Source organism: Nocardia sp. CA-129566 (genome assembly GCF_050956075.1).
In the GTDB taxonomy this organism is placed as follows: domain Bacteria; phylum Actinomycetota; class Actinomycetes; order Mycobacteriales; family Mycobacteriaceae; genus Nocardia.
This window is the reverse complement of sequence record NZ_CP192085.1, coordinates 1,071,754-1,084,315: the sequence shown is the minus strand read 5'-3', so window position 1 is coordinate 1,084,315 and position 12,562 is coordinate 1,071,754. Positions and strand designations below refer to the sequence as shown.

Annotated in this window: 10 protein-coding genes; 1 reads left to right on the top strand and 9 read right to left on the bottom strand. The window is 65.1% G+C overall.

Going from position 1 to position 12,562, the window contains the following annotated elements; all coding sequences use genetic code 11:
- The first annotated feature begins 98 nt into the window (after positions 1 to 98).
- Complete coding sequence (locus ACQP0C_RS05150) at positions 99 to 1,112, top strand: aldo/keto reductase (RefSeq protein WP_433731024.1); 1,014 nt, start codon at positions 99 to 101, stop codon at positions 1,110 to 1,112.
- A 58-nt stretch (positions 1,113 to 1,170) separates the two neighbouring features.
- On the opposite strand, the gene ACQP0C_RS05145 is transcribed toward ACQP0C_RS05150, so the two are convergent.
- From ACQP0C_RS05145 to ACQP0C_RS05105, 9 genes are all read right to left on the bottom strand, one after another.
- Positions 1,171 to 1,641 carry a PaaI family thioesterase gene (locus ACQP0C_RS05145; protein ID WP_433731022.1) on the bottom strand — a complete coding sequence of 157 codons (471 nt, stop codon included), beginning with the start codon at positions 1,639 to 1,641 and terminating at the stop codon, positions 1,171 to 1,173.
- A 93-nt stretch (positions 1,642 to 1,734) separates the two neighbouring features.
- Positions 1,735 to 2,091 (bottom strand): CD225/dispanin family protein, encoded by a 357-nt coding sequence (locus ACQP0C_RS05140; protein ID WP_433731020.1) that lies wholly within the window; start codon positions 2,089 to 2,091, stop codon positions 1,735 to 1,737.
- Positions 2,092 to 2,205: 114 nt separating this feature from the next.
- On the bottom strand, positions 2,206 to 2,526 hold the full coding sequence (locus tag ACQP0C_RS05135) for a glycerophosphodiester phosphodiesterase (RefSeq protein WP_433731018.1): 321 nt from the start codon (positions 2,524 to 2,526) through the stop codon (positions 2,206 to 2,208).
- On the bottom strand, positions 2,427 to 2,711 hold the full coding sequence (locus ACQP0C_RS05130) for a hypothetical protein (protein ID WP_433731016.1): 285 nt from the start codon (positions 2,709 to 2,711) through the stop codon (positions 2,427 to 2,429). Before ACQP0C_RS05130 ends, ACQP0C_RS05135 begins: the two co-directional genes overlap by 100 nt.
- Positions 2,698 to 2,925, bottom strand: coding sequence for a hypothetical protein (locus tag ACQP0C_RS05125; protein WP_433731014.1), 228 nt, complete (start codon positions 2,923 to 2,925; stop codon positions 2,698 to 2,700). The genes ACQP0C_RS05130 and ACQP0C_RS05125 overlap by 14 nt, the downstream gene beginning before the upstream one ends.
- A gap of 163 nt (positions 2,926 to 3,088) precedes the next feature.
- Positions 3,089 to 7,042 carry a DNA-directed RNA polymerase subunit beta' gene (locus ACQP0C_RS05120; RefSeq protein WP_433731012.1) on the bottom strand — a complete coding sequence of 1,318 codons (3,954 nt, stop codon included), beginning with the start codon at positions 7,040 to 7,042 and terminating at the stop codon, positions 3,089 to 3,091.
- Positions 7,043 to 7,146: 104 nt separating this feature from the next.
- Positions 7,147 to 10,653, bottom strand: coding sequence for a DNA-directed RNA polymerase subunit beta (locus tag ACQP0C_RS05115; protein WP_433731010.1), 3,507 nt, complete (start codon positions 10,651 to 10,653; stop codon positions 7,147 to 7,149).
- 380 nt (positions 10,654 to 11,033) lie between these two features.
- The gene (locus tag ACQP0C_RS05110; RefSeq protein WP_433731008.1) at positions 11,034 to 11,738 is read right to left on the bottom strand and encodes a hypothetical protein; all 705 of its coding nucleotides are present in this window, start codon (positions 11,736 to 11,738) and stop codon (positions 11,034 to 11,036) included.
- An 11-nt stretch (positions 11,739 to 11,749) separates the two neighbouring features.
- The gene (locus ACQP0C_RS05105) at positions 11,750 to 12,460 is read right to left on the bottom strand and encodes a hypothetical protein (protein ID WP_433731006.1); all 711 of its coding nucleotides are present in this window, start codon (positions 12,458 to 12,460) and stop codon (positions 11,750 to 11,752) included.
- Positions 12,461 to 12,562 lie beyond the last annotated feature (102 nt).

Here is a 12,562-nt window from a genome sequence, read left to right as displayed (position 1 = left end):
CACCACTGTCCCGCAATACCCGCCGCCGAGCCAGGGATCGCCGATCCCCCGATAAGCGATCTCTGCCGCACCCCTTTCCCAGGGGTCACGCTTGAACCATGACGACATCGAAGATCACCACCGATACCGAACTCGGCAAAACCGGCCCTACGATCAGCCGCATCGGACTCGGCGCCATGGGCATGTCCGGCATATACGGCGCCGCCGACGACACCGAATCGATCGCGACCGTCCACGCCGCCCTGGACTCGGGCGCAAATCTCATCGATACCGGCGACTTCTACGGCGCCGGCCATAACGAGATGCTGATCGGCAGGGCAATCGCCGAACGTCCTCGCGAGGATGTCGTACTCAGTGTGAAGTTCGGCGCGCTGCGCGGACCGGGCGGCACCTGGGGCGGCACCGATAACCGACCCGTCGCACTGCGCAATTTCCTCATCTACAGCCTGCAGCGCCTCGGCGTCGATTACATCGACATCTACCGGCCCGCTCGACTGGACCCGAGCGTTCCGATCGAGGACACCATCGGTGCCATGGCCGAACTCGTCGAGGCGGGCTACATCCGGCACATCGGGCTGTCCGAGGTCGGTGTGGATACCATCCGCCGGGCCGCGGCCGTACATCCGATCGCGGATCTGCAGATCGAATACTCGCTGATCTCACGCGGTATCGAGGCCGAAATCCTGCCCGTGACACGGGAACTCGGCATCGGAATCACCGCGTATGGCGTGCTGTCACGCGGACTGCTGAGCGATTCGGTGCGCCAGGGCGCGACCTTCGCCCCCACCGATTTCCGTGCGCACAGCCCACGCTTCCAAGGGGAGAATCTCGACCAGAACCTCGAATTGGTCGATGCGCTCGCGAAGATCGCGGCGGCGAAGGATGTTTCGCTCGCGCAGCTGGCCATTGCCTGGGTGCTGACCCGGGGCGCGGATATCGTACCGATCCTCGGCGCGCGCACCCGCGAACGCTGGTCGGAATCCCTTGGCGCACTGGATGTCCAGCTCAGCGCCGAGGAGCTGGCCAACATCGAGGCCGCGGTGCCCGCGGATCGGATCGCGGGTGAGCGCTACGCGGCCGCGCAGATGGCGCTGCTGGACAGCGAGCGCTGATCCGGCCGGGAGGGCGGCTCCGCCGCCCTCCCGACTACGGCCTGTCCGATCTCCGCGGTCACTTCCTCCTGGGACGGATGACCGCGGTGAAAGCCGATGCGGCGACCGACTTTCCGGTGTTGTCGGTAATGTCCACCGGGACCGCCAATTCGACATCGACCCGCGCCGCGATATCGGCGCGCACTCGCTCGAGCGTTTCGGCGGACAACTCGCAGGTCGCGCGGAACGGGCCCGCCGCGCCCCTGGCCCGGGCCAGATATTCGATCCGGCCGTCGCGAGCCACGATGAACGTCTCACCCATCAGATCGACGATGCCCGAGACCGACGCACCCATCGCCGCGGTCTCGGCCAGGCCGAACAGCACCGCGGCGTGCAGATCACCGTTGTGGTTGAGGTGTTCGGGCTTGGGCGCGATCGTCACGACATTGCGGCCCGCGCCGAACTCGGCCCCCTCGATCCCGGCGTACTGGATAAACCCGAGCTTCTGAAAACCGGCCATCACCGGCTCGCCCATGGCTGCGCTGTCCATCGCATCTCCCACCAAACTGAAACGTGTTCTATTTTCATACCTCGGCGGTGCGCGGTTGTCCACAGTTCTCGCTCGGGTGGCGCAGTGCAGCGGTCAGTACGAGGACGAACTCGTCAGCGTGACGACGAGATAGCCGACCGCGAGAACCGCACAGACAACATTGGCAACGGTGGCGGCGATCGCCCAGGCCCGCGCCTTCTTGGACGCATCCAACGCACCCGCGAAATCCCCGCTGTGCCACTTCGAATGCACCTGCGCACCAAAGACAATCGATACGATGCCGAGCACGGACCCCACCATGCAGGTGAGCGTCCCGATAATGGTGGCCCCGATCGCCCAACCCAGATGAGCGGGCGGCTCCGCCGGCGGATATCCATACCCCGGCGGCGGGCCATATCCAGGCTGGTTGGTGGGGTAGCCGTAACCGCCTGTCTGTTGCCCATCAGTCATGGCAGTGATCCCGTCTCGAAGTCGAGCCCGGCATTTCCGGCCGGACCCGGGCCGAGGCGTTACCAGCGTACGAACCGGGCCCACACCGCGCACCACAGCCCAGCATCGAGTGGACTAGCGGTGATACGACCGGGGCAGCCGGTATCCGCGTTCCGCGAGTATGGCGCGCAATAGATCCGGACGGTTGGTGATCAGCCCGTCCACGCCACGATCGACCAGCGCGGTCATGGTGGCGCGATCGTCCACCGTCCACGGCACCACGGTCATACCGCGCTCATGCCCGGCGCGGCCGGTTTTCGAAATACGCCCGATGCACTTCCATCGCAACCAGCCGGTCAGAGAGCATCGACCAGAATGACCTGCACGATGATCTGTATGAGTAGCGGTCCTGTTTCGACCAGGTTGTAGAAGATGGTCACGCCGCCGATATCCCACTCGTAGGCATCCGGGATCTCGTCTCCGCCCGCTCGGAAGGGAATAGCACCCTTGGCAAGCGGAAGCGGGTCGTCGAGCAGGTCGAGCAGCGCCAAGCGGACTCGAACGCGAAGCACGTCGGGCAGTTCGTGAACCTGTTGCTCGGCTCGCGGGCTGACCTCGATCAGAACTCTACGGCCGGTCAAAGACGTCGTCCCGCTGCAAGTCCTCATGAGTCAGGGTTCGAAATGAACCGGGATCGGCAGCGAACTGGGCCATTCCGTCGCGGATCTGTGCGGCAACCTCGGTTCTGCGCTGCTCTGCACGCAAGCGGCGCAGTTCTTCGCGTTCAGCTTTGAGCTGCTGATACTCGCTGAGGCTCACGATCACCTCGACGATCCCGTCGGGACCCGTGATCACGCGATGCGGGTCACCGGCTGGCAGTGGGCTAGCGGGCGGCATCTGCCCATAGTAGGCGGCGACCTGCGTCCGTGGCTCTGATCCTGGTCACGGCGGAGAGGACCTGGACAATGCGAACGGCCCCCGCTCCGGATGGGAGCGGGGGCCGCATGCTGTTACCGGGTCAGCGGTAGTCGCTGAAACCGTAATCGTCGAGCGGGACCGCGGCGCCGGTGGTGGTGCCGAAGCTGTCCGGGCTGTAGTAGGTGTCGTCGTAGGACGGCACCGCGTACGCCGCGGCACGAGCCTCTTCGGTCGGCTGGACCTGGATGTTGCGGTAGCGGTTGATACCGGTACCGGCCGGGATCAGCTTGCCGATGATCACGTTTTCCTTGAGGCCGATGAGCTTGTCCGAGCGGCAGTTGATGGCCGCGTCGGTCAGAACTCGGGTGGTCTCCTGGAAGGATGCCGCCGAGAGCCACGAATCGGTCGCCAGCGACGCCTTCGTGATACCCATCAGCACCGGGCGACCCGCCGCGGGCTCGCCGCCCTCGGCGACGACCCGACGGTTGGAGGCCTCGAACTCGGCGCGCTCGGTGAGCGAGCCGGGCAGGAACTCCGTGGCACCGGAATCGATGATCGTCACGCGACGCAGCATCTGGCGCACGATGACCTCGATGTGCTTGTCGTGGATCGACACACCCTGCGAGCGGTAGACCTCCTGGACCTCGTGGACCAGGTGGATCTGCACCTGACGGGGGCCCATCACGCGCAGCACCTCATGCGGATCCGCCGCGCCTTCCAGCAGCTGCTGGCCGACCTCGACGTGGTCACCATCGGAGAGCAGACGCTCGGTGCCGTCGTCGTGCTTGAACACACGCAGACGCTGACGCTTCGAGAGCTTGTCGTAGACAACCTCTTCGCCACCGTCATCCGGGATGATGGTGATCTTGTAGAAGCGATCGTCGTCCTCGAGCCGCACCCGACCCGAGACCTCCGCGATGGGCGCCTTGCCCTTGGGCACACGAGCCTCGAAGAGCTCCTGCACACGGGGCAGACCGCCGGTGATGTCGTCACCCGCGACACCACCCTGGTGGAAGGTACGCATGGTCAGCTGGGTACCGGGCTCACCGATGGACTGCGCGGCGACGATACCGACGGCCTCACCGATATCCACCAGCTTGCCGGTCGCCATCGAGCGGCCGTAGCAGGTGGCGCAGACGCCGGTGCCGGTGGTGCAGGTCAGCACGGAGCGGACCTTCACATCGGTGATACCGGCGTCGAGCAGTGCCTCGATGGCCGGGTCGCCGAGGTCGGCGCCCTTCTCCACGATGACATTGCCCTTCGCGTCGATCGCATCGGCCGCGAGCGTCCGCGCGTAGGCGGAGGTCTCCACGTGCGCGTCCCGGATCAGCGTGCCGTCGAGCTGCTTCTCCGCGATCGGCACCAGGATGCCGCGCTCGGTGCCACAGTCGTGCTCGCGCACGATGACGTCCTGCGAGACGTCCACCAGACGACGGGTCAGGTAACCCGAGTCGGCGGTGCGCAGCGCGGTGTCGGCCAGACCCTTACGGGCACCGTGGGTGTTGATGAAGTACTCCAGAACCGTCAGGCCCTCACGGAAGGAGGACTTGATCGGCCGCGGGATGAACTCACCCTTCGGGTTGGTAACCAGACCCTTCATACCGGCGAGGGTACGAGTCTGGGTGAAGTTACCGGTCGCGCCCGAGTCGACGATCGTGATGATCGGGTTGTCGGCCGGGTAGTGCGCACGCAGCGCCTTACCGACCTCTTCGGTTGCTTCCTGCCAGATCTTGACCAGGGCGTTGTTGCGCTCCTGGTGGTCGAGAGCACCACGCTGGTACTTCTTCTCGATCTGATCGGACTGCGCCTCGTAGCGCTCCATGATCTCGGTCTTCTCCGGCGGAACGAGCACGTCCGACATCGAGACCGTCACGCCGGAACGGGTGGCCCAGTAGAAGCCGGCGTCCTTGAGCTTGTCGACGGTCTGCGCGACCACGATCATCGGGTAGCGCTCGGCCAGATCGTTGATGATCGTGGCCTGACGCTTCTTCGGCATCTGCTCGTTGATGAACGCGTAGTCCGCCGGGAGCAGCTCGTTGAACAGCACACGACCAAGGGTGGTCTCGGCAATCCACGCGTCGCCGCGGCTCCAGCCGTCCGGGAACTGCTCCGTCTCGACGGCCTTCGGCGGACGCTGGTCGGTGAGCCGCACCTTGATCAGCGAACGCACGGTGAGCTCACCGCGGTCCACCGCCATCTGCGCCTCGGCGGGCGAGGAGTACACGCCCTGTTCCGGTGCGTCCTTGGTGGCCTCCTGGTACTCGCCCTTCGCGCCCTGTTCCAGGCGGGTCAGGTAGTACAGGCCGGTCACCATGTCCAGACGCGGCATGGCCAGCGGTCGACCCGAGGCGGGCGACAGGATGTTGTTCGAGGACAGCATCAGGATGCGGGCCTCGGCCTGCGCCTCCGCGGACAGCGGCAGGTGCACGGCCATCTGGTCACCGTCGAAGTCGGCGTTGAACGCCTCACAGACCAGCGGGTGCAGCTGGATGGCCTTACCTTCGACCAGCTGCGGCTCGAAGGCCTGGATGCCGAGGCGGTGCAGGGTGGGCGCACGGTTCAGCAGCACCGGGTGCTCGGCGATGACCTCTTCGAGGACATCCCACACCTGGGGCCGCTGCCGCTCGACCATCCGCTTGGCGGACTTGATGTTCTGCGCGTGGTTCAGGTCGACCAGACGCTTCATCACGAACGGCTTGAACAGCTCCAGCGCCATCAGCTTGGGCAGACCGCACTGGTGCAGCTTCAGCTGCGGACCGACCACGATGACCGAACGGCCCGAGTAGTCGACGCGCTTACCGAGCAGGTTCTGGCGGAAACGCCCCTGCTTACCCTTGAGCAGGTCGCTCAGGGACTTCAGCGGGCGGTTACCCGGACCGGTGACCGGACGGCCGCGGCGGCCGTTGTCGAACAGCGCGTCCACCGACTCCTGCAGCATCCGCTTCTCGTTGTTGACGATGATCTCGGGCGCACCCAGATCGATCAGTCGCTTGAGGCGGTTGTTGCGGTTGATCACGCGGCGGTACAGGTCGTTCAGGTCGGAGGTGGCGAAGCGGCCACCATCGAGCTGAACCATCGGGCGCAGCTCCGGCGGGATCACCGGAACGGCGTCGAGCACCATGCCCATGGGCGAGTTGCCATTGGCCTGGAAGGCCGCGACAACCTTGAGCCGCTTGAGCGCGCGCAGCTTCTTCTGGCCCTTGCCGGAGCGAATGGTCTCGCGCAGCGAATCGGCTTCGGCATCGATGTCGAAGTTCTCCATCAGCTTCTGGATGGACTCCGCACCCATGGCGCCGGTGAAGTACTCGCCGTAGCGATCGATCAGCTCGCGGTAGAGCACCTCATCGACGATGAGCTGCTTGACCGACAGCTTGGTGAAGGTGCTCCAGATCTCCTCGAGCCGGTCCAGCTCACGCTGGGCCCGGTCGCGGAGCTGACGCATCTCGCGCTCGCCGCCGTCCTTGACCTTGCGGCGCACATCGGACTTGGCACCCTCGGCCTCGAGCTCGGCCAGATCGGCCTCGAGCTTCTGGGCGCGGGCCTCCAGGTCGGCATCGCGCTGATCGGCGACGGCCTTCTTCTCGACCTCCATCTCGGCCTCGAGCGTGGAGAGCTCGTTGTGACGCAGCTCCTCGTCGACACCGACGATGACGTAGGCGGCGAAGTAGATGATCTTTTCCAGATCCTTCGGCGCCAGGTCGAGCAGGTACCCGAGGCGCGAAGGCACGCCCTTGAAGTACCAGATGTGGGTAACCGGAGCGGCCAGCTCGATGTGGCCCATCCGCTCACGGCGCACCTTGGCGCGAGTCACCTCGACGCCACAGCGCTCACAGATGATGCCCTTGAAGCGGACGCGCTTGTACTTGCCGCAGTAGCACTCCCAGTCCCGGGTGGGACCGAAGATCTTCTCGCAGAACAAGCCGTCCTTCTCCGGCTTGAGCGTGCGGTAGTTGATGGTCTCCGGCTTCTTCACCTCGCCGTAGGACCACTGGCGGATGTCTTCGGCGGTGGCCAGACCGATCCGGAGTTCATCGAAGAAGTTGACGTCTAGCACGTAACTTCCTTTCCCCTATTCGGGTCGAATTCGAGCAAAAGTTCACTAGTTGGTGGAACGCGGAGCCGAATGCGGTTCGCTATGAACAGCATTCGGCCTACCGCCTAGTTCGCCAGATCGTCGACGGTGGCGGCTTCGTTCCTGGACAGGTTGATGCCCAGGTTCGCGGCCGCGCGCTCCAGATCCTCGTCGTCACCATCGCGCATCTCGATCGCCGCGCCGTCCGAAGACAGCACCTCGACGTTGAGGCACAGTGACTGGAGTTCCTTGAGGAGCACCTTGAACGATTCCGGGATGCCCGGCTCCGGAATGTTCTCGCCCTTGACGATCGCCTCGTAGACCTTCACGCGGCCGACCACGTCGTCGGATTTGATGGTGAGCAGTTCCTGCAGCGTGTAGGCCGCGCCGTAGGCCTGCATGGCCCAGCACTCCATTTCACCGAAGCGCTGACCACCGAACTGTGCCTTACCACCGAGCGGTTGCTGGGTGATCATCGAGTACGGACCGGTCGAACGGGCGTGGATCTTGTCGTCGACCAGGTGGTGCAGCTTCAGGATGTACATGTAGCCCACCGCGACCGGGTACGGGAACGGCTCACCGGAACGGCCGTCGAACAGCGTCGACTTGCCGTTGTCGTCGACCATGCGCTCACCATCGCGGTTCGGCAGGGTCGAGGACAGCAGACCGGTCAGTTCCTCTTCGCGGGCACCGTCGAACACCGGGGTGGCGATGTTGGAATCGGCCGGAGCCGCCAGCATCTCCTCCGGCAGCGCCCTCGCCCAATCCGGACGGGCGCCATCCGCACCGACGCCGACATCCCAGCCCGCCTTGCCGATCCACCCGAGGTGGGTCTCCAAGATCTGGCCGATGTTCATCCGGCGCGGCACACCATGGGTGTTCAGGATGATGTCCACCGGGGTGCCATCCGGCATGAACGGCATGTCCTCGGTCGGGAGGATCTTGCCGATAACACCCTTGTTGCCGTGGCGACCGGCGAGCTTATCGCCGTCCTGGATCTTGCGCTTCTGCGCCACGTACACGCGCACCAGCTCGTTGACGCCAGGAGGCAGATCGTCGTCGTCCTCGCGCGAGAACACGCGGATGCCGATGACCTTGCCGGACTCACCGTGCGGCACCTTCAGCGAGGTGTCGCGCACCTCGCGCGCCTTCTCACCGAAGATCGCGCGCAGCAGCCGCTCCTCCGGAGTCAGCTCGGTCTCCCCCTTCGGGGTGACCTTGCCGACCAGGATGTCGCCGTCGCGCACCTCGGCGCCGATGCGCACGATGCCACGCTCGTCCAGGTCCGCCAGGACCTCGTCGGAGACGTTCGGGATATCCCGGGTGATCTCCTCGGCGCCGAGCTTGGTGTCACGGGCATCGATCTCGTGCTCCTCGATGTGGATCGAGGTCAGCACATCCTCTTCCACGAGGCGCTGCGACAGGATGATCGCGTCCTCGTAGTTGTGGCCTTCCCACGGCATGATCGCCACGAGCAGGTTCTTCCCGAGCGCCATCTCACCGTTCTCGGTGCACGGACCGTCGGCCAGCACCTGACCGGTCTCGACCCGCTGACCCTCGTCGACGATCGGCCGCTGGTTCGCGCAGGTGCCCTGGTTCGAGCGCGCGAACTTGCGCATCCGGTAGCTCTTGCGGGTGCCGTCATCGGCCATCACGGTGACGTAATCGGCCGAGACCTCTTCCACCACGCCGGACTTCTCGTTCACCACGACGTCACCGGCGTCGACCGCGGCGCGCAGTTCCATACCGGTACCCACGATCGGGGACTCGGAACGGATCAGCGGAACGGCCTGACGCTGCATGTTCGCACCCATGAGGGCACGGTTGGCGTCGTCGTGCTCGAGGAACGGAATCATCGCGGTCGCGACCGACACCATCTGGCGCGGTGAGACGTCCATGTAGTCGACCTCGGAGGCGGGCACGAGTTCGTTCTCGTCATTGCCCCGGCGGCAGAGCACGCGCTCCTCGAGGAAGCGGCCATCGGCGTCGACCGGCGAATTGGCCTGCGCACGGACGTGGCGGTCCTCTTCATCGGCGGTGAGGTACTTGACCTCATCGGTGACCACGCCGTCGACCACCTTGCGGTACGGCGTCTCGATGAAACCGAACGGGTTGACCCGCGCGTACACCGACAGCGAACCGATCAGGCCGATGTTCGGGCCTTCCGGGGTCTCGATCGGGCACATGCGGCCGTAGTGCGAGGTGTGCACGTCACGGACTTCCAGACCGGCGCGCTCACGGGACAGACCACCCGGACCCAGCGCCGAGAGACGACGCTTGTGGGTCAGACCCGAGAGCGGGTTGTTCTGGTCCATGAACTGCGACAGCTGCGAGGTTCCGAAGAACTCCTTGATCGCGGCCACGACGGGACGGATGTTGATCAGGGTCTGCGGCGTGATCGCCTCGACGTCCTGGGTGGTCATCCGCTCGCGGACCACACGCTCCATACGCGACAGACCGACCCGGATCTGGTTCTGGATCAGCTCGCCGACGGTGCGCAGGCGACGGTTGCCGAAGTGGTCGATATCGTCGACCTCGACCGGCACCTCTTCGCCGCCGGGCGCGGTCATCGCCCGATCACCGGCGTGCAGACGCACCAGGTACTCGATCGTGGCGACGATGTCTTCCTTGGTGAGCACCGATGCGGTGATCGGCTCGCCGAGGTGGATGCCCAGCTTCTTGTTGATCTTGTAGCGACCCACGCGCGCGAGGTCGTAGCGCTTCTCCTTGAAGAACAGGTTCTCCAGCAGGGTCTGCGCGGACTCCTTGGTCGGCGGCTCGCCCGGACGCAGCTTGCGGTAGATGTCCAGCAGCGCCTCGTCCTGACCGGCGGTGTTGTCCTTCTCCAGGGTCGACATCATGATCTCGGAGAAGCCGAAACGCTCGACGATCTCCTCGGTGGTCCAACCCAGCGCCTTCAGCAGCACGGTGACCGGCTGGCGGCGCTTGCGGTCGATGCGCACACCGACGGTGTCGCGCTTGTCGACATCGAACTCCAGCCAAGCACCACGCGACGGGATGACCCGGACACTGTGCAGGTCCTTCTCGGTGCCCTTGTCGACGGAGTGATCGAAGTACACACCCGGCGAACGCACCAGCTGCGAAACGACGACGCGCTCGGTGCCGTTGATGATGAACGTGCCCTTGTCGGTCATCATCGGGAAATCACCCATGAAGACCGTCTGGCTCTTGATCTCACCGGTGTTGTTGTTGATGAACTCGGCGGTCACGAACAACGGTGCCGCGTAGGTCATGTCCTTGTCTTTGCACTCGTCGATGGAGGCCTTGACCTCCTCGAAACGAGGATCAGAGAAAGACAGGGACATCGACCCGGAGAAGTCCTCGATCGGCGAGAGCTCCTCGAGTACCTCCTCCAGACCGCCCGTTAGTCCGCCGTCGCCGCGAGCCGCGGCTTTTTCACGCCACGAAGGCGAGCCGATCAACCATGCAAATGAGTCGGTCTGTAGATCGAGAAGTCCGGGCACCTCCAAGGGTTCACGGATCTTCGCGAAAGACACCCGCAACGGGGCTCCGGGGATTCCGGCAACTGCCTTGGTCTGGGTGGAGACTGCCAAGATGCGTCCTTCCAGCACCTCACGCGCGTCGCGTGGTGGTCCGCGACCGTCGCTTGTCTGCTACGAATTCCGCTGGTCACAACCCGAACGAAACCCGAACAGGCAACAACGGAAGTAACACCGGAAGGGTGGAACTTACGTGTGCAAATCGAGGTATGGACAGGAGGCAGCCAGCGCAACGTCCAACCGTACACCCATACGCAAGGTGGTGTCAAAGTACCACCCGAACCAGCCGCCGCGTGGCGGCACGCCGTGACCGTTATGACCGTGTGTCCTGCCCGAATCGCTGGCTGCGTCGGGTAGCCACGGGGCTCATGAAGCCACTGTGACAGCTGCCGCTGTTGTGAATAGCGTGACGTGTCCGGCGAAACTCGTCAAGTGGCAGGGCTCGCGGGCGATTACTGGTCGACGATGGCCGAGGCCAGCCACTTTCCGTCGACCTTCTGCATCTTCAGCACGATCGGGCCCGATGCGCTCTGCTGCGCGACGCCGTTCTTGTTCGCGCTGACCACGAAGTTGACCAGCAGCTCGGCCCGATCCTTGGTGAGCAAGGTCACCCCGATCGGATCGGCGAGTGCGTCGGCGCTGGTCTGCGCCTGTTTCAGGGCGGCGAGATTGGTATCGGCGTACTTGTCGAAATCGGTCAGCATCTGGCCGGTGACGACCGCGTGCACCGCATCCTTGTAGCCGTCGAGTTTGTTCACGTCATAGGCGTAAATGGTCTTCAGCGCATGGGAGGCGGCCGCGGTCACCTCCTCGGTGGCCTTGGTGTCCACATAGCCCAGGTTCGAATCGTCGATACCCGGACGGAAGGCTGCGACCGTGGCGAATGCGCCGAGCAGCACGGTGGCGATGAGCATGGCCGCGACGAGCCCCCACCCCCGCCCCAGGCGCAGCCGCTGCGACCAGGGCCGCGACGGTGTGGGCTGCGCAGCGGGACGTGCCGGCTCGGTGCCCGCCACCTTGGTCCTGCGCTTCGCGGTGGACTCATCGGTCGTGCGCGTGCCACGGCGGGTGGCGGCGGATCCGGTGCTGGCCGCGGTGCGGCCGACGGTGGGACGGTTGCGGGGAGTGATCCGATTGACTGGTCGACGAGATGCCATGGCGGGTTCTCCTACGATCCGGGCTTGGGCGGGGTGGCGCCCGCGGACGGCGTCGCACCGGTCTGCCCGGCAGTCGGCTGATTCACGGGGATGGGCTGACTCAGCGGATTCGCCTTCTCGGCCTTCCAGACCTCCCCCTGTTCGACCAGATCCAGCGCCCAGGTCTGCCGGTAGGCATACGGCGCCACATTCGGCGCGGTCCTGGTGGTCTGCAACACGATCAGCGCAGAGGCGTGATCGCGCTCGGAGTTCAGCGCGGTCAGCGAGGAGCCGACGACCTTTGATTCCAGCCTGGTCTTGGCCTCCGTGGCCTGCGAGCGGAACTGCTCCTGGGTCTTGGTGGCGTCATCGAGCAGCGATCCGGTCATCGAGGACTGGATCAGCTTGATCGAACCGTCGACATCATTGGGATCCAGCGACATCAGGTTGATCGCGGCCTGCCTGGCATCGGCGAGGGCGGTATCGCGCGCATCGGCGCGCGGACCGTCGGTGAAGAACGCCGCGCGCACCCAGCCGGTGCCGAACCAGGCCGCGGCGATCAACGCGACGACCAGCGCGGCGGCCGCGGCCATGGTGACCGCGAGTCGACCGGCGGGAGCGTCGGCGGACGCCTCCGCCGGGCGTACGGGATCCGATGCCGTCGCGTCATGCGCCGCGGCATCAGCTTCCGTGGAATCGGTGCCGGTTGCCACCGGCGTTTCCTTGGACATGTCGATGCTCACGACCGTACCTCGCTAACGCTCGGCACGGTCGTGCCCATCATGGGCGCTGTGTTCTTGGTTCGCTCGCTTCGCTCACTCACGGCGAGACACCCTAACTTCAAT

Excerpts from the sequence above, each read along its gene's own strand:
- ACQP0C_RS05110 (WP_433731008.1), bottom strand. The coding sequence starts at position 11,738 with ATGGCATCTCGTCGACCAGTCAATCGGATCACTCCCCGCAACCGTCCC.
- ACQP0C_RS05145 (WP_433731022.1), bottom strand. The coding sequence starts at position 1,641 with ATGGACAGCGCAGCCATGGGCGAGCCGGTGATGGCCGGTTTTCAGAAG.
- ACQP0C_RS05150 (WP_433731024.1), top strand. The coding sequence starts at position 99 with ATGACGACATCGAAGATCACCACCGATACCGAACTCGGCAAAACCGGC.
- ACQP0C_RS05140 (WP_433731020.1), bottom strand. The coding sequence starts at position 2,091 with ATGACTGATGGGCAACAGACAGGCGGTTACGGCTACCCCACCAACCAG.